15 protein-coding genes and 1 tRNA gene are annotated in these 16,407 nt (G+C 44.0%); 7 read left to right on the top strand and 9 right to left on the bottom strand.

Annotated elements, in window-relative coordinates; all coding sequences use genetic code 11:
* Window positions 1-134: 134 nt before the first annotated feature.
* The gene (gene accC / locus F6J90_RS28105; protein WP_293101246.1) at window positions 135-1,481 is read right to left on the bottom strand and encodes an acetyl-CoA carboxylase biotin carboxylase subunit; all 1,347 of its coding nucleotides are present in this window, start codon (window positions 1,479-1,481) and stop codon (window positions 135-137) included.
* A gap of 168 nt (window positions 1,482-1,649) precedes the next feature.
* Between accC and F6J90_RS28110 the strand changes: the two genes are divergently transcribed.
* From F6J90_RS28110 to F6J90_RS28120, 3 genes are all read left to right on the top strand, one after another.
* A complete protein-coding gene (locus F6J90_RS28110; protein WP_293101249.1) occupies window positions 1,650-1,820 on the top strand; it encodes a hypothetical protein in 171 nt (56 codons plus the stop codon).
* A gap of 135 nt (window positions 1,821-1,955) precedes the next feature.
* A tRNA-Leu gene (locus tag F6J90_RS28115) sits at window positions 1,956-2,036 on the top strand.
* Between the two features lie 15 nt (window positions 2,037-2,051).
* A complete protein-coding gene (locus F6J90_RS28120; protein ID WP_293101252.1) occupies window positions 2,052-2,333 on the top strand; it encodes a hypothetical protein in 282 nt (93 codons plus the stop codon).
* Here F6J90_RS28120 and F6J90_RS28125 read toward each other — a convergent pair.
* The gene (locus F6J90_RS28125) at window positions 2,306-3,115 is read right to left on the bottom strand and encodes a creatininase family protein (protein WP_293101254.1); all 810 of its coding nucleotides are present in this window, start codon (window positions 3,113-3,115) and stop codon (window positions 2,306-2,308) included. The two genes, F6J90_RS28120 and F6J90_RS28125, sit on opposite strands and share 28 nt — an antisense overlap.
* A gap of 127 nt (window positions 3,116-3,242) precedes the next feature.
* On the opposite strand from F6J90_RS28125, the gene F6J90_RS28130 reads away from it, so the two are divergent.
* A complete protein-coding gene (locus F6J90_RS28130; RefSeq protein WP_293101256.1) occupies window positions 3,243-3,398 on the top strand; it encodes a hypothetical protein in 156 nt (51 codons plus the stop codon).
* Window positions 3,399-3,565: 167 nt separating this feature from the next.
* Entirely contained in the window at window positions 3,566-4,915 is a 1,350-nt protein-coding gene (locus F6J90_RS28135; RefSeq protein ID WP_293101259.1) for an ATP-binding protein, read from the top strand.
* Here the strand turns inward: F6J90_RS28135 and F6J90_RS28140 are convergent.
* On the bottom strand, window positions 4,861-5,133 hold the full coding sequence (locus F6J90_RS28140) for a hypothetical protein (RefSeq protein WP_293101263.1): 273 nt from the start codon (window positions 5,131-5,133) through the stop codon (window positions 4,861-4,863). The genes F6J90_RS28135 and F6J90_RS28140 overlap by 55 nt on opposite strands.
* A gap of 6 nt (window positions 5,134-5,139) precedes the next feature.
* On the opposite strand from F6J90_RS28140, the gene F6J90_RS28145 reads away from it, so the two are divergent.
* Window positions 5,140-9,066 carry a hypothetical protein gene (locus F6J90_RS28145; protein WP_293101265.1) on the top strand — a complete coding sequence of 1,309 codons (3,927 nt, stop codon included), beginning with the start codon at window positions 5,140-5,142 and terminating at the stop codon, window positions 9,064-9,066.
* A gap of 116 nt (window positions 9,067-9,182) precedes the next feature.
* Here the strand turns inward: F6J90_RS28145 and F6J90_RS28150 are convergent, their stop codons facing one another.
* From F6J90_RS28150 to F6J90_RS28165, 4 genes are all read right to left on the bottom strand, one after another.
* Window positions 9,183-10,112 (bottom strand): Rpn family recombination-promoting nuclease/putative transposase, encoded by a 930-nt coding sequence (locus F6J90_RS28150; protein WP_293101268.1) that lies wholly within the window; start codon window positions 10,110-10,112, stop codon window positions 9,183-9,185.
* Between the two features lie 341 nt (window positions 10,113-10,453).
* Window positions 10,454-11,365, bottom strand: a complete 912-nt coding sequence (locus F6J90_RS28155; RefSeq protein ID WP_293101271.1) for an Rpn family recombination-promoting nuclease/putative transposase — start codon at window positions 11,363-11,365, stop codon at window positions 10,454-10,456.
* Between the two features lie 299 nt (window positions 11,366-11,664).
* Entirely contained in the window at window positions 11,665-12,600 is a 936-nt protein-coding gene (locus F6J90_RS28160; RefSeq protein WP_293101274.1) for an Rpn family recombination-promoting nuclease/putative transposase, read from the bottom strand.
* 327 nt (window positions 12,601-12,927) lie between these two features.
* Window positions 12,928-13,887, bottom strand: coding sequence for an Rpn family recombination-promoting nuclease/putative transposase (locus F6J90_RS28165; RefSeq protein ID WP_293101277.1), 960 nt, complete (start codon window positions 13,885-13,887; stop codon window positions 12,928-12,930).
* A gap of 477 nt (window positions 13,888-14,364) precedes the next feature.
* Here F6J90_RS28165 and F6J90_RS28170 point away from each other — a divergent pair, with 477 nt between their 5' ends.
* Window positions 14,365-15,063, top strand: a complete 699-nt coding sequence (locus tag F6J90_RS28170) for an acetoacetate decarboxylase family protein (RefSeq protein WP_293101279.1) — start codon at window positions 14,365-14,367, stop codon at window positions 15,061-15,063.
* A gap of 22 nt (window positions 15,064-15,085) precedes the next feature.
* Here F6J90_RS28170 and F6J90_RS28175 read toward each other — a convergent pair whose 3' ends face one another.
* Both F6J90_RS28175 and F6J90_RS28180 read right to left on the bottom strand, forming a co-directional pair.
* Complete coding sequence (locus tag F6J90_RS28175) at window positions 15,086-15,613, bottom strand: tetratricopeptide repeat protein (RefSeq protein ID WP_293101282.1); 528 nt, start codon at window positions 15,611-15,613, stop codon at window positions 15,086-15,088.
* Window positions 15,606-16,367 (bottom strand): transporter substrate-binding domain-containing protein, encoded by a 762-nt coding sequence (locus F6J90_RS28180; RefSeq protein ID WP_293101285.1) that lies wholly within the window; start codon window positions 16,365-16,367, stop codon window positions 15,606-15,608. The genes F6J90_RS28175 and F6J90_RS28180 overlap by 8 nt, the downstream gene beginning before the upstream one ends.
* Window positions 16,368-16,407: the final 40 nt, after the last annotated feature.

A 16,407-nucleotide genomic window follows, 5' to 3' on the forward strand; every position in this document is an offset into this window, starting at 1 on the left:
AGGGTGGGACGGGGCGTATAAACCGTTGAAGTATAACAAGACGCGATCGCTTAGCGTGCGCGTAGCGCTATCGCTAATTACCAAGGACTTACTTTTGTTTTTCTTCCTACTTCTGCCTTCAGCATAGCTGCGGTTCAGGTCATCATTTCCTTCTCGACAAAATTGGTATAGACCTGACCCTCAAGAAAGGCTGGTGTCTCTAGAATTTTTTGATGGAAAGTCAGGGTGGTGGTGACTCCGGTAATGGCACACTCCCTTAAGGCTCGTTTCATGCGCTGAATGGCAGCATCACGGGTGGGACCCCAAACGATTAATTTGCCAATCAGAGAGTCGTAATAGGGGGGGATTTCGTAATCGGGGTAAACATGGGAATCCATGCGCACCCATGGTCCTCCTGGTGGTAGGTAAGCACTAATTCGTCCTGGTTGGGGACGGAAACTGTGGTCTGGGTCTTCGGCATTGATCCGACATTCGATGGCGTGACCTTTGAGAGTAACTTGGTCTTGGGTCAGGCTTAGTTTCTCCCCTTGAGCAATTTTAATTTGTTCGGCGATCAAGTCTAGACCGGTGATCATCTCGGTGACTGGGTGTTCTACCTGAATTCGGGTGTTCATTTCCATAAAGTAGAACTCACCAGAGGCATCTAAGAGAAACTCTACTGTGCCAACTCCGACGTAATTGATGGACTTAGCGGCCATTACCGCAGCATTACCCATTTTTGCCCGCAATTCTGGGTCAAGCACTGGGCTAGGGGCTTCTTCCAGTAGCTTTTGGTGACGCCGTTGGATCGAGCAGTCTCGCTCACCCAAGTGGATTACGTTGCCGTGACTATCAGCTAAAATTTGAATCTCGATATGGCGAGGGCGTTGAATAAATTTTTCAATATATACCCCGCCATTACCAAAGGCAGCTTGGGCTTCCCCTTGAGCAGCTTGGAAGAGTTTAATCAATTGGCTGTCATCCTGTACCAGGCGCATACCCCTTCCTCCACCACCAGCAGTGGCTTTAATCATGACAGGATACCCAATTTGACGTGCGATCGCATAAGCTTCTTGCTCAGAGCTGACTAATCCATCACTTCCGGGGACTGTGGGCACACCAGCTCGTTGCATGGTTTCTTTGGCCGTAGATTTATCCCCCATGGCTCGGATCGCTTCTGGGGTAGGACCGATGAAAGAAATCTGATGATCAGCACAGATTTCAGCAAAACGGGCATTTTCTGATAAGAAACCATAGCCTGGATGAATGGCAGTGGCGTTGCGAGTGAGGGCTGCAGCAATAATATTAGGTATATTTAAATAACTTTTGTTGCTGGGGGGGTCCCCAATACAAACTGCTTCATCGGCCAGTTCGACATTAAGAGCATGTTGGTCAATGGTCGAGTGAACTGCAACGGTGGGAATCCCCATCTCCTCACAGGTTCGGATAATCCGTAAGGCAATTTCCCCACGATTGGCAATTAAGATCTTTGAAAATTTCATAGAATAGCTTGGCTATATAGGGTTTTTAGTTGAGATGTGAAACTAGGATTGATGGGGAAAGATAGGGAGGTGTGGGGAGGGTGGGAGGTGTGGGGCGGGGGCGCGGGAAGTGTGGGAAGTGTGGGGAGCCAGATCAGCAAGATAGTTTATCTAGCAATTATCAGATTCATGAGCTACACATTATTTTTAACCATTTGCACCCTACCCATGTTTGAGACACCCACTAAACAAACTCTTAACCTACTCCCTACTCCCTACTCCCTGCGCCCTAAAACCAATAAATTTATACCTCACCCAATTGATAAATGCTATAAAATGTTAAGTTTTAGGTGTTCATAGGTGATGCCTAGTGCTATCATGCCTAAATTAGGTTTACCCGTCAATTTAAGTTTGACAGCAATTTTGATAGAAATTTTCTGATCTAGGCTTTGCAGCTCAGTACTGTTGTATGGTATCCTAATAAATGAGTTATTAGCGGATGTGGTGGAATGGTAGACACGCACGCTTGAGGGGCGTGTGGCGAAAGCCATGCGAGTTCGAGTCTCGCCATCCGCATAGAACAGGCTGGAGTTGTGGGCAACTTCGCAACGGAGAGCTTCGGCTCAGGGCATAAAAATTGACGAGAACATTATCATAAAAGCGATGCAGCATCATAAAAGCGATGCAGCACTATGGGAAAATGGCGCACCATTGCCTCTTGCCTCTTGCCTCTTGCCTTTTGCCTTTTGCCTCTTGCCTCTTGCCACACCTCCCTTTCTCCCCACACTTCCCACCCTTCCCACCCTCCCGATTCCCGATTCCCGATTCCCGATTCCCGCCAGCCATCACCTCTTCGTAACATCAGGCTGCTGAAACCGATAGATATCCCGAATCACGTTTACCCAACCATCACAAAGAGAGGCTAATAAGCGATCGCCTTTTTCCTCAGTTGCTGCTGTGGCATCCCCGAGTACTCCACTCTGAGTCAACCCCTTGGTCAGCCAAGCAAAGGACAATTGTCCTTCCATACTCAATAGACTATCCTCGGGCAATCCCTGGGGATATTCCTTTACTGCCCGATCCATTTTCACTTGACCGGGGAGTAGACAGAGCATGATACTAGTTTCTAAATCTCCCCCATGAATCCCTAATTCTAATTCTTTCTGGGTAGCTAATTCCTTGGCCATGTTAGGCACGCCCCAGGTAAACAAGGGGAAGACCATAAAGTCTTCATGCTTCTGGTGAATATCCCGTGCTGCAATTTCCATCACTTGGGGTTGTCCGCCATGGGAATTCATCAGTACTAACTTCCGAAACCCACACCGATAGATACTATCAGCCATTTCCATCAGCACCGCTAGCAAGGTTTGAGCACTAAGGGTAATGGTGCCAGGAAAATGCCAATGCTCATTGGATTTACCGTAATAAAGGGGAGGCAAAGCATAAGCTGGGATTTCTGGGTCTAAGCAGCCTAAGGCTTTGCCCAAGACTCCCACCCCAATCGCCGCATCTACAATCAGCGGTAAATGGGGGCCATGCTGCTCAATGGAAGCGACCGGCTGAATAATCACAACATTTTCTTTGTCTGGCATCTGTTCGATATCAGTCCAGGTCAGATAAGGGAAAAACCGTTCCGGAGGAATGAAAGTGTGCATAAGAGTGTGGGGAGGGTGGGAAGTGTGGGAGGTGTGGGGAGAGGGGGAGGGAAGAAGAGTGTGGGAGATGAAAAATAACTTATATAGCGTTTCTGATACTTATGAGGTACATTAAATTTTCCCATGGGTGACTCCCTGCTCCGAAGTCCCTACTCCGAAGTCCCTACTCCCATTAACTATAGATTACTTTGGCCACCCGACTTTAATTGGTATTTTTTTACACTCACGAGGCCCAGAGGTTCGTTCACCAGGTTCAGAGACTAATGCGATCGCATCAGCCTAAATTAGCCTACCCTTAGTGCAATGGATTACTATAGACAAAAATTACCTATTAGTGTACCCAAAAACGAATTAGAACTCGCAGCATTACTTATGATACATATACAGTCTTGAACCCTTGATCATCTCACACCCCACACCCCACACCCCACACCCCACACCCCACCCCTGATGACTCTAAATTTCACCGAGTTTTACAAAGCCACTAACCCAAGCAAAACCCTAGATCTCACCCAGGCAGAAGACCAGAAGCTCTATATCGATTTTTCTTCTGTCCGGGGGGGAGCACTGATTGAGCAACTGAAAGCTCCAATTACTCTATTCTCGGAAAACCAGCCCACCTGTCAACTATTTACCGGACATATTGGTTGTGGGAAGTCTACGGAATTATCTCGACTCAAGGCTGAGTTGCTAGCAGAAAACTTTCATGTGGTTTACTTCGAGTCGGATCAGGACTTGGAGATGAATGATGTGGATGTGGGGGATATTTTATTAGTTATTGCTCGCCAGGTCAGTGAAAGTTTGGAAGCTAGCCAGGTTAACTTACAACTAAAAGGCTTTAAAGCTTTCCTACAGGAAATTACCACATTGTTGGGTTCCGATGTGACTGGGGTTGAGGTTAAGATTCCCAAGGTTGGTGAGTTTGGGGTCAAGGAAAAACAGGGAGAGTATTCTTTATCGGCAGGGATTGCCAAGATTACCACGAAAGCTAAAAATAGCCCAACCTTGCGTAATCGGTTGCGGGATTATATTGAACCTCGTACCAAAACCATTATTGATGTCATTAATACGGAGTTGATTGAACCTGCGATCGCTCAACTCCAACACCAGGGAAAACGGGGACTAGTGGTAATCGTGGATAACCTTGACCGGGTGGAAATTGTGCCGAAGTCTTGGGGGAGACCACAACCGGAATATTTATTTGTAGACCGGGGAGAACAGTTGCGCCAACTCAACTGTCATGTAATTTATACCATGCCCCTAGGGCTACGATTTTGTAATGATATCAATCGGCTTACCAATCGTTTCGGGGTTGAGCCAAAGGTGTTACCCATGGTGCCAGTAACGCAACGGAATGGTAAAGAGTGTCAGGAAGGAATGGCACAGCTCAGAGCGATGGTAATGGCTAGAGCTTTCCCTAAGCTAGCATCAGCGCAACGGTTGCAGGGGATTGCGGAAGTGTTTGATGCACCGGAAACCCTGGACAGACTCTGTTCTATCAGTGGTGGTCATGTGCGGGAGTTACTGGCAATGATTCGGGATTGGATTATGCTGGAGGGCAAGTTACCGCTATCCCGGGCAAGGTTAGACCAGGTTATTCTCAGTCGCTGTAATAAACTCCGATTAGCGATTGAGGAAGAAGAGTGGAAATTATTGCGTCAGGTGCATCAGAGCCTTGAACTAAGTGGTGACGACCATTATCGGGTGCTGGTGCGTAGTCTATTTGTGTATGAGTACTATGATACTCAAGGGTCTTGGTTTACAGTCAATCCGATTCTGGTAGAAACGGGCAAGTTGTAACGTAGGGAATCGGGAATCGGGAATCGGGAATCGGGAATCGGGAATCGGGAATCGGGAATCGGGAATCGGGAATCGGGAATCGGGTTAGTTGCGTAGGGTGCGTTAGGGACCGGCCCGCTCTGACCACCTCGAGCGAGAGTGTTGGGACAGCCGGTCCCGTAACGCACCACCTCAAAGTCAGACCTTGAATTTGGAAACACCATGACACCGATTGCCATAACTCCATGACTAATCGTCAGCCACAGGATCATCACCAACAAGCTAATCATCAACAGCTATTGAAGCAGCTGGCTTGGGCAATGGAAATGGGAGCCAGTGAACAGGAATTTTCCTTAATTTTCGCCCATTGTAATTATACCCAGTGGCGAGACCAGTTAATTCAACAACTGGCAGAGGTTTGTTCCGTAGAGATTTTCCCGATTGGGCTAACTCCGGAGGTCACCCAGCTCTACAGGACTATATACACCAACATTCAAACCCAACTGGGACAAAAACCGCCCCAAGGGATTATGGTGTATGGCTTTGAGGTGGTCAGAGACCTTGAGCAACTGCTGAGATTAGCCAATCGAGTCCGGGAAGAGTTTCGCAAACAGTTCCATGTGCCGGTTTTATTTTGGGTAGATGATCGAGTCTATTCCCAATTCCTGCGCTCTGCCAGGGATTTGGCCAGTTGGGGAACCGGTTCAACCCTGGACTTTCAAATCTCTACCGCTAACGTAATCGAATTTATCCAAGAGGTTACTGATCTTGGCTTTGCTCAAGTCTTAGCTGCTGGAGCCGCTGGGGGTCTTCATTATGGACAGAATCTCAGTAAGCAGCAGCTGGCTGACTTACGCCAAGCTTGGCAAGATTTGCAACATCGGCAGGTAGAATTAGCCCCAGATTTAGAAGCCAGTCTGGAATTTATCCTAGGTCGAGGAATTCCCGATAATCTCAACCAGTCCCAAGAGCATTATCAACGAAGTATACAGCTGTGGAAAGGTATTCTGGAAGCTTACCCCTCTCACCGCTCTGCCATCCGGAACCATTTAATTCGATACGGATGTGTTCTGTTCCATATGGGGCAATGGTACCGTACTTATGCCGATCAAGACCGGAATCAGGGTAAGGAACATTGCCTACGGGCTAAGGACTATTTTTTGCGATCGCATGACTGCTTTGAGCAAGCTAAGCGTCCCGACTTAGTAGCTAAGTTTATCAATCCCTTGGGGGAAATTCTACAAAGACTAAGGCGATGGGATGAGTTGGAGCAGTTAGGGAAAAAAGCCTTAAGCCTTCATCGGAAATATCCCAACCCGGTCTGGCTTGCCCATGATTACGGCATTCTAGCCGCAGAAGTAGCCATCGCTCGCTCCCAATGGAATCGGGTCAAGGACTTGGCCACTAAAGCACTGAAAATCCTTACCGATGCCAAGAATTATGTTGACCTCCCTGGTGACCTGACTCGGGAGCAGTTGGACTGGGCGTGGGAACTGCATCAAGGTTGGTATTGCTTATCCTTAGCGAAAGCCTACAAGCATCTTGGTCTACCCCAGGAGGGGATTGGGTATCTAGAGCAAGCCAAAGAACAAACCAATCCTAACTTGAATCCCGACCTATATATTCAAATTCTCAAAGAATTGCGACAGCTCTACTTTGACCAAGGGGAGTATCAAAAAGCCTTCTCAGTTAAGGCATACCAGCAATCAATCGAGTATCAGTTCCGGTTTCGGGCATTTGTGGGCGTTGGTCAATTATCCCTCAAACAAAGAATCAGAGATACTCAAATGGCTGATCGCATTGCTGCCTCTGGTCGAGAGCAAGCCATTAATGACTTAGTAGAGCGTATTGGTCGCAAAGACCACAAACTAACCGTAATTTGTGGATCCTCCGGCGTGGGTAAAAGTTTTCTACTTCAGTCTGGTTTAATTCCTAGATTACAGCAAGAGATTATTTATGCTCGGGATGTGGAGCCAGTGTTGCTAACAGTTTATAAGCGTTGGCAGCATAGGTTGGCTAAAAGGATAATTGGAACAGACCAGGGAGGAGATGGAAAAAAAATTCTGGGGAAAATTATCCACCAGCTCCGACACAATAGTGACAATAATCGACTGACTGTGCTAATTTTTGACCAGTTTGAAGAATTTTTATTTCAGTATCCTCAGCCACAGCAACGGCGAGTTTTGTATCAATTTTTAAAGGACTGTCTAACTCTTGAAGCTGTAAAGGTGATTCTGGCCTTGCGAGAAGATTATATCTATTATTTATTAGAGTGTAACAACCGCCTGATTAGTTTAGATGTCGTTAATAATGATATTCTCAGCAAAGATGTGCTCTATTACTTAGGGAATTTTTCTCAATCCCAGGCAAAAGCGGTGATTGAACGGTTAACCGAGCAGGCTAAGTTTTCCTTAGAAGCAGAGTTGATTGAGCAATTGGTAAAAGATTTAGCAGCAGAAACCGGAGAAGTGCGTCCGATTGAGCTACAGGTGGTGGGAGCACAATTAGAAACCGAGGGAATTGTCACCTTCGACAGGTATCAGCAAGGGGGCGATAAGGCCAAACTAGTAGAGCGTTATCTGGAGGCTGTGGTTACGGATTGTGGACCGAAATACCAAGAAACTACTTGGAAATTGTTGTTTCTCTTGACCGATGACAAGCAACTGAGACCCTTAAAAACAGAGACTGAATTAGCTAATATTTTAACCTTAAAACTAGAGGAAATTAGGATAATTTTGGATATTTTAGTGGGATCGGGTTTAGTGTTTAAGATTCCATTAGAAACAGAAAAATTATATCAGTTAATTCATGATTATTTAGTAGATCCGATTCAGAAAATATATGATAATAATAAAAAACAAAAACTTGCAAAAATTGATAAAAAAAAACAAATTTTACTGGAACATAAACGAGTAGGACTAAAACTAGAGCTAGCAGGATTTACACATCTTAATAATTTTATTTATAGCCCGTTTTATGCCTTACTAGCAGCTATGGAAACCGGGAAAGATTTGAAAGCAATGGTCACGAAACATACTCCCTTTAAAGACTATCCCGCTGCTAGTCCAATACTCGCTTTACAACGGATTCTTGACTATATTGAGGAGCCTAAACTTGCCAAGCATCAGGGTAGGGTTAAGCAGATAAAATTCAGCCGGGATGGTCAGTATCTGGCTAGCGCTGGATTTGACAGAATCATTAGTTTGTGGAATCTCAACACTGGGCAAGTCCAACAATTTATAGGGCATCAGGATTCAGTTAAGCAGTTGCAATTCAGCTGGGATGGTCAGTATCTGGCTAGCGCTGGATTTGACAGAATCATTAATTTGTGGAATCTCAACACTGGACAAATCTACCAATTGCAAAGAGATCGGGTTCAGGTTAGGCAGTTGGAATTTAGCTGGGATGGTCAGCTACTTGCTAGCGCTGGAGTTGACGGAATCGTAAGGATTTGGAATCTCAACACTGGGCAAGTTAACCATCTGAAGGGATATCGGAGTCAGGTTACCCAGGTGCAATTTAGCTGGGATGGTCAGCTGTTGGCTAGCGCTGGAGTTGACGGAATTGTCAGGTTATGGGATCTCGACACTGGCCAAATCCATGAATTGGAGGGGCATCAGGGTAGAGTTTACCAGGTGGAATTTAGCCCTGATTGTCAGTTGCTCGCTAGCGCTGGAGATTACGGAATCGTGAGGTTGTGGAATCTCAAAACTGGCCAAGTCCAACAATTTAAAGGGCATCACGGTAAAGTTTACCAGGTGGAATTTAGCCCTGATGGTGAGCTGCTTGCTAGCGCTGGAGATTACGGAATCGTGAGGTTGTGGAATCTCAAAACTGGCCAAGTCCAACAATTTATAGGGCATCAGGGTAGAGTTTACCAGGTGGAATTTAGCCCGGATGGTCAGCTGCTCGCTAGCGCTGGAGGTGACCATACCGTGCGCCTGTGGGATTTAGCAGGTCGCCAAATTGCCCAATTCGAGGGGACTCGACTGGTTTTCCACCCAGATGGGACGCAACTCGCTACTGTAGACGGGGATACCATCAAGCTGTGGCGGGTGGACACCCTAGATCGACTCTTAGCTAGGGGTTGTGCTTACTTAGGTAGTTATTTAAGGAATAGTTCTGTGAATCCGGAACTGAAGGCGTTTTGTGATTGCTTGCTGGAAGAATGAATGTAGAATGTAGAATGCAGAATGTAGAATGTAGAATGCAAAATGTAGAATTACAAATTCTTAATTCTTAATTCTCAATTCTCAATTCTCAATTCTCAATTCTTAATTCTTAATTCTTAATTCTTAATTGATTCAATCTCTTCCCGAGAAAGTTGGGTGATTTTCATAATAGTCTCCACATCTAAACCTTGTTCCCGGCAGGAACGGGCGATCGCTATTTTTTCTTCTTTTTTACCTTGTTGGATACCTTCTTGTTTTCCTTGTTGGATACCTTTTTCCATTCCTCTAAGTTCTGCCTGTTCCACTTGCCATTTGGTCTCAAACTCTTGGGTACTGAGTAGACTAGCTTCGTCACGCTTGTTGTTAATATAACGCTCGTAAGCTGCTCGTTCTTGTTCTGATAAATTAGTGACTCGTAGCGCCTCCTTGGCTTCGGCTATTCCTTTGGCCGAAAATTCCGCTTTGATGTCGCTGTTTTTGAGAAAATAAATCCATTCATCTAAGGGGTTTTTCGCTAAATCCTTAAAATTCCTTACTTTCAGCAGGTAGTATTCTGGGAAGATATCTGCTACTTTATTGATGTGAAATTTAAACTCCTGAGTTTTTGTCGGTTGCAGGATATCCCCCAGATTAGCCCCAATGAACTCTCCCCGATAGGAATAAATATAGTCATCTCCCATGCCCAGGTTAAAGTAGACTATATTGATTGAGTAGACTTTTTTAATTTGACCGTACTCTTGACCTTTGTCTAAGTATTCGGTGACTAACTTAGAGGCACCGTAGAGCATACGGTGAAAATAATCGTGTTGAGGGTTGTTCTGTACTTCAATCAGGATCAGCTCGCCATCAGTGGTTTCAGCGAGAATATCAACTCGGTTGGTTTTATCATCGAGTGTCTCTTGATTAGCTTCGCTTTCGAGAAGGGTTTTGATGGTAATATCGAAATGCAACAACTCGCTTAAAAACCCTTCCAAAACACCAAAGTTAGCTTTATTCCGCAGCAGTTTTTTGATTGCCCAATCAAAGCGAATATGTGTGTCTGGCATTGTCTTGTTCTCTTAAGGAAGAAAGAGTGAATGTTGAATGTTGAATGTTGAATGTTGAATGGTGAATGTTGAATGTTGAATGTTGAATGTTGAATGTTGAATGTTGAATGGTGAATGTTGAATGGTGAATGGTGAATGGTGAATGGTGAATGGTGAATGGTGAATGTTGAATGTTGAATGGTGAATGGTGAATGGTGAATGGTGAATGGTGAATGGTGAATGGTGAATGGTGAATGCAAAATAAACAATGTAGAAGGCAAAATGTATAATTACAAATTCTAAATTCTAAATTCTAAATTCTTAATTCTTAATTCTACATTCTACATTCTACATTCTACATTCTACAACGATTCAATCTCTTCCCGAGAAAGTTGGGTGATTTTCATAATAGTCTCCACATCTAAACCTTGTTCCCGACAGGAACGGGCAATCGCTATTTTTTGTTCTTTTTTTCCTTGTTGTTTTCCTTGTCGTATCCCTTTTTCAATACCTCTTATTTCTGCCTGTTCCACTTGCCATTTTGTCTCAAGCTCTTGGGTACTCAGGATACTGGCTTCGTCACGCTTGTTGTTGATATAACGCTCATAAGCTGCTCGTTCTTGTTTTGATAAATTAGTGACTCGTAGCGCCTCCTTGGCTTCGGCTATTCCTTTGGCCGAAAATTCCGCTTTGATGTCGCTGTTTTTCAGAAAATAAATCCATTCATCTAAGGGGTTTTTCGCTAAATCCTTAAAATTCCTTACTTTCAGCAGGTAGTATTCTGGGAAGATATCTGCTACTTTATTGATGTGAAATTTAAACTCCTGAGTTTTTGTCGGTTGCAGGATATCCCCCAGATTAGCCCCAATGAACTCTCCCCGATAGGAATAAATATAGTCATCTCCCATGCCCAGGTTAAAGTAGACTATATTGATTGAGTAGACTTTTTTAATTTGACCGTACTCTTGACCTTTGTCTAAGTATTCGGTGACTAACTTAGAGGCACCGTAGAGCATACGGTGAAAATAATCGTGTTGAGGGTTGTTCTGTACTTCAATCAGGATCAGCTCGCCATCAGTGGTTTCAGCGAGAATATCAACTCGGTTGGTTTTATCATCGAGTGTCTCTTGATTAGCTTCGCTTTCGAGAAGGGTTTTGATGGTAATATCGAAATGCAACAACTCGCTTAAAAACCCTTCCAAAACACCAAAGTTAGCTTTATTCCGCAGCAGTTTTTTGATTGCCCAATCAAAGCGAATATGTGTGTCTGGCATTGTCTTGTTCTCTTAAGGAAGAAAGAGTGAATGTTGAATGTTGAATGTTGAATGTTGAATGTTGAATGTTGAATGTTGAATGTTGAATGTTGAATGGTGAATGTTGAATGTTGAATGTTGAATGTTGAATGTTGAATGTTGAATGTTGAATGTTGAATGTTGAATGTTGAATGTTGAATGTTGAATGGTGAATGGTGAATGGTGAATGCAAAATAAACAATGTAGAAGGCAAAATGTATAATTACAAATTCTTAATTCTTAATTCTTAATTCTTAATTCTACATTCTACATTCTACATTCTACAACGATTCAATCTCTTCCCGAGAAAGTTGGGTGATTTTCATAATAGTCTCCACATCTAAACCTTGTTCCCGACAGGAACGGGCGATCGCTATTTTTCCTTGTTGGATACCTTGTTGGATACCTTCTTGTTTTCCTTGTTGGATACCTTGTTGGATACCTTTTTCCATCCCTCTAATTTCTGCCTGTTCCACTTGCCATTTGGTCTCAAACTCTTGGGTACTCAGGATACTGGCTTCGTCACGCTTGTTGTTGATATAACGCTCATAAGCTGCTCGTTCTTGTTTTGATAAATTAGTGACTCGTAGCGCCTCCTTGGCTTCGGCTATTCCTTTGGCCGAAAATTCCGCTTTGATGTCGCTGTTTTTGAGAAAATAAATCCATTCATCTAAGGGGTTTTTCGCTAAATCCTTAAAATTCCTTACTTTCAGCAGGTAGTATTCTGGGAAGATATCTGCTACTTTATTGATGTGAAATTTAAACTCCTGAGTTTTTGTCGGTTGCAGGATATCCCCCAGATTAGCCCCAATGAACTCTCCCCGATAGGAATAAATATAGTCATCTCCCATGCCCAGGTTAAAGTAGACTATATTGATTGAGTAGACTTTTTTAATTTGACCGTACTCTTGACCTTTGTCTAAGTATTCGGTGACTAACTTAGAGGCACCGTAGAGCATACGGTGAAAATAATCGTGTTGAGGGTTGTTCTGTACTTCAATCAGGATCAGCTCGCCATCAGTGGTTTCAGCGAGAATATCAACTCGGTTGGTTTTATCATCGAGTGTCTCTTGATTAGCTTCGCTTTCGAGAAGGGTTTTGATGGTAATATCGAAATGCAACAACTCGCTTAAAAACCCTTCCAAAACACCAAAGTTAGCTTTATTCCGCAGCAGTTTTTTGATTGCCCAATCAAAGCGAATATGTGTGTCTGGCATTGTCTTGTTCTCTTAAGGAAGAAAGAGTGAATGGTGAATGTAGAATGTATAATTTAGAATTTAGAATGGAGAATGTAGAATTTAGAATGTAGAATTTAGAATGGAGAATGGTGAATGGAGAATGGTGAATGGAGAATGGTGAATGGTGAATGGTGAATGTTGAATGTTGAATGGTGAATGTTGAATGTTGAATGTTGAATGTTGAATGGTGAATGGTGAATGGTGAATGCAAAATAAATAATGTAGAAGGCAAAATGTATAATTACAAATTATAAATTCTTAATTCTTAATTATAAATTATTAATTCTACATTCTACATTCTACATTCTACAACGATTCAATCTCTTCCCGAGAAAGTTGGGTGATTTTCATAATAGTATCCACATCTAAACCTTGTTGCCGACAGGAACGGGCGATCGCTATTTTTCCTTGTTGGATACCTTGTTGAATACCTTCTTGTTTTCCTTGTCGGATACCTTGTTGAATACCCTCTTGTTTTCCTTGTCGTATCCCTTTTTCAATACCTCGAATTTCTGCTTGTTCCACTTGCCATTTTGTCTCAAGCTCTTGGGTACTCAGGATACTGGCTTCGTCACGCTTGTTGTTGATATAACGCTCGTAAGCTGCTCGTTCTTGTTCTGATAAATTATTAACTCGTAGCGCCTCCTTGGCTTCGGCTATTCCTTTGGCAGAAAATTCCGCTTTGATGTCGCTGTTTTTCAGAAAATAAATCCATTCATCTAAGGGGTTTTTCGCTAAATCCTTAAAATTCCTTACTTTCAGCAGGTAGTATTCTGGGAAGATATCTGCTACTTTATTGATGTGAAATTTAAACTCCTGAGTTTTTGTCGGTTGCAGGATATCCCCCAGATTAGCCCCAATGAACTCTCCCCGATAGGAATAAATATAGTCATCTCCCATGCCCAGGTTAAAGTAGACTATATTGATTGAGTAGACTTTTTTAATTTGACCGTACTCTTGACCTTTGTCTAAGTATTCGGTGACTAACTTAGAGGCACCGTAGAGCATACGGTGAAAATAATCGTGTTGAGGGTTGTTCTGTACTTCAATCAGGATCAGCTCGCCATCAGTGGTTTCAGCGAGAATATCAACTCGGTTGGTTTTATCATCGAGTGTCTCTTGATTAGCTTCGCTTTCGAGAAGGGTTTTGATGGTAATATCGAAATGCAACAACTCGCTTAAAAACCCTTCCAAAACACCAAAGTTAGCTTTATTCCGCAGCAGTTTTTTGATTGCCCAATCAAAGCGAATATGTGTATCTGGCATTGTCTTGTGCTGGTGCTACTGTTCTCGATTATCTCGATTATATGTAAATTTTACTAATTGACTAAATTGGTAATTTTTATCATAATCGGCATAATCTTGGATTCTTTTGACAAAAATCAACGGATTAAGCATTTTAGCTGTCCGGCAAAATTCATCCCACACCTAATGCGTAGCATTAGGTGTGGGATGAATTTTGCACAGGGTATGTATGGAATGCTATAATATATGTACTGATAAACAAAGCCGTTCGCGTAGCGTGGCCAAAGGCCTTAAATGCTGGTTTATCAGCTAACTAGCGAAAAAATCGAATTTTTGTATTGTTCCGGCGCGGAGGGGCATCCCGTGTCGTTAATAAAGCTTGCCGAGTATCCGAACCGTTGGGTGGAGTTGGCAAGAAGCCTACACGCTCACTCGTTCGCGAAGCGGCTCTGTAAGAGCAGAGTCAGTGTAGGAGTATGTCACCTAGAGGATGTTCCGATGACTTACCCAAACCCACCCTGGACACTACAAGGCTACGCCATCCAAACCTTGCAGCTGATTGACATTGAGCGAGTGCGATCGCTAATTCCCCCAGAATTTGACATCGTCTCCCTCTTGCCAGGAAAGACTCTAGGTGGGGTGTATCTATCCCTGTACGGCTCAGGGTCAGTCCTAGAATACAGTGAATTAATTGTAGTTGCTGGCAGAGTGCGCTATTCCGGCAAAACTGGCGGCTGGATTTCCCACATCTACGTCGATAACCACGATTCTGTCGCAGGTGGTCGAGAAATTTGGGGATTACCAAAAGAGATAGCTGAGTTCACCTGGGAAAAATGCGAACGACCAAAGGTCACGCTACGCGAACGCCCAACGAGATATCAACATCGGGTCACCGTCCGTCAAGGAGAGAATACCCTGTGCCGCTTCAGCTACAATCACGCCAAGTTTGGCTGGCAACTCCCCCTAAATGACAATGTCTTAAGCACCCTCTCAGGCAATATTCTCTACTTCAACGGTGATTTTAAATCCCGCTTAGGCTTAGTGGGTAGCCAGTTAGAGGTCCCACCTGAGAGTCCCTTTGCCAATCTAGGACTCAAGCAACCATGGTTAACCCTTGATATGGATAAGCTGTGCTTAACCGCTGGTGTACCAGAAGTAGTAGGACAACTAAATTCATCCTTGATTCTTCCTCCTTGATTATTCATACTTCTGACTTTATTCAAGCTGGTGTAACCAAGCGTTTCCGGAGAGATTCTGCTCGACGCTTAGCGGTAGAATTCTTGGGGTCATACTTGAGCGCCTCATCATAAGCTTCTAAGGCTTGAGCAGTTAATTGCTTGCGCTCGTAAACATGACCGAGATTGTTGAGGACTGTGACATATCCAGGCTCTTGCTTCAAGGCTTCTTTGTACTGGCGAATAGCCAGATCATACTGTTCTTTGGCACAGTAGGCGAAACCCAAAGCATTATAGATAGGAGCAAGGTTTTCGTCGTCAGCATCAGTCCCTTTCAAGGCTTTTTGAAATACCAGGATAGCTTGACCAAAGAGCTTCTTGTCGGCATAAATACTGCCCAACTCGTAATACTCTATAACCGTCCCCCGTTCTTTTTGGAGCTTTTTCTCCAGCCGAGAGAGAGTGGTTTCAATTTTACGAGTTTTGATAACTTGGCGCAGCACTGCGATACTAACACCAGCAAGTAGCACTAGCAAAATTGAGAGATAAATCGTTGGCAGTGTATCATTCATAAGGCTTGACAGTTTTTCTTCTTAATGGTAATCCCCAAGCAGTTGCTCGTTGAGCTAACCAACCATCTGCTTGCCAACGTGCGATCGCATTATTCACGCGCTGCTTTAGCTTGGTGTATTGTAACCCCTTAGGCATCACCACACACAAGGCTTCACCCGAGAGCCACACTGGTAGCATCCGATACTCAGGATAGTCTTGTACCCAGCCACTGAGAATGCTCTTATCGGCAGCAAAAGCATCAGCCCTACCATTTTCTAAAAGCGATCGCGCTTCTTGGTAGGAATCTACTCCCACCACCCTAGATTCCGGTAAAGCATACTGCACGACAGCAATTGTGCTAGAATGATTGAGTATGGCGATGGTTCTGCTATGGAGATCACCCAATCTGGTAATTAAGGGGTCTTTAGTAATCAAACCCGTGCCATCCAGGTAGTAGGGGATACTAAAATCCACTAATCGACGCCGGGGTGCTGTGGCTGTGACTCTAGCAATTGTCAGGTCAACTTCACCGTCCAAAACCACCTTAAGTCGGTCAATATTTCCCACCTGCTGCAACACCACCGCATCAGAATTACCTAACAGTTCTTCTGCTAGACGTCGTGCTAAGTCAATTTCCAATCCTTGTAACTTGCCATCGGCATCTCTATATCCCAAAGGGCGCAGATTATCTTTGACAGCAACAATCAACTGACCCCGCTGCTCTATTTCCTCAAGTTGAGCACTCCCAACCTGTAACGGTGTCAAAAAAGACATCGCCGTCAATCCGAAGACCATACCAAAGTTGAAGAATTTG

It is taken from the genome of Moorena sp. SIOASIH, assembly GCF_010671925.1.
In the GTDB taxonomy this organism is placed as follows: domain Bacteria; phylum Cyanobacteriota; class Cyanobacteriia; order Cyanobacteriales; family Coleofasciculaceae; genus Moorena.

Bases quoted from the DNA above. Each gene is read 5' to 3' on its own strand.
- F6J90_RS28175 (WP_293101282.1), bottom strand. From the start codon at position 15,613: ATGAATGATACACTGCCAACGATTTATCTCTCAATTTTGCTAGTGCTA.
- F6J90_RS28160 (WP_293101274.1), bottom strand. From the start codon at position 12,600: ATGCCAGACACACATATTCGCTTTGATTGGGCAATCAAAAAACTGCTG.
- F6J90_RS28135 (WP_293101259.1), top strand. From the start codon at position 3,566: ATGACTCTAAATTTCACCGAGTTTTACAAAGCCACTAACCCAAGCAAA.
- accC (WP_293101246.1), bottom strand. From the start codon at position 1,481: ATGAAATTTTCAAAGATCTTAATTGCCAATCGTGGGGAAATTGCCTTA.
- F6J90_RS28145 (WP_293101265.1), top strand. From the start codon at position 5,140: ATGACTAATCGTCAGCCACAGGATCATCACCAACAAGCTAATCATCAA.
- F6J90_RS28180 (WP_293101285.1), bottom strand. From the start codon at position 16,367: ATGTCTTTTTTGACACCGTTACAGGTTGGGAGTGCTCAACTTGAGGAA.
- F6J90_RS28150 (WP_293101268.1), bottom strand. From the start codon at position 10,112: ATGCCAGACACACATATTCGCTTTGATTGGGCAATCAAAAAACTGCTG.
- F6J90_RS28125 (WP_293101254.1), bottom strand. From the start codon at position 3,115: ATGCACACTTTCATTCCTCCGGAACGGTTTTTCCCTTATCTGACCTGG.
- F6J90_RS28165 (WP_293101277.1), bottom strand. From the start codon at position 13,887: ATGCCAGATACACATATTCGCTTTGATTGGGCAATCAAAAAACTGCTG.
- F6J90_RS28140 (WP_293101263.1), bottom strand. From the start codon at position 5,133: ATGGCAATCGGTGTCATGGTGTTTCCAAATTCAAGGTCTGACTTTGAG.
- F6J90_RS28170 (WP_293101279.1), top strand. From the start codon at position 14,365: ATGACTTACCCAAACCCACCCTGGACACTACAAGGCTACGCCATCCAA.
- F6J90_RS28155 (WP_293101271.1), bottom strand. From the start codon at position 11,365: ATGCCAGACACACATATTCGCTTTGATTGGGCAATCAAAAAACTGCTG.
- F6J90_RS28110 (WP_293101249.1), top strand. From the start codon at position 1,650: ATGAGCTACACATTATTTTTAACCATTTGCACCCTACCCATGTTTGAG.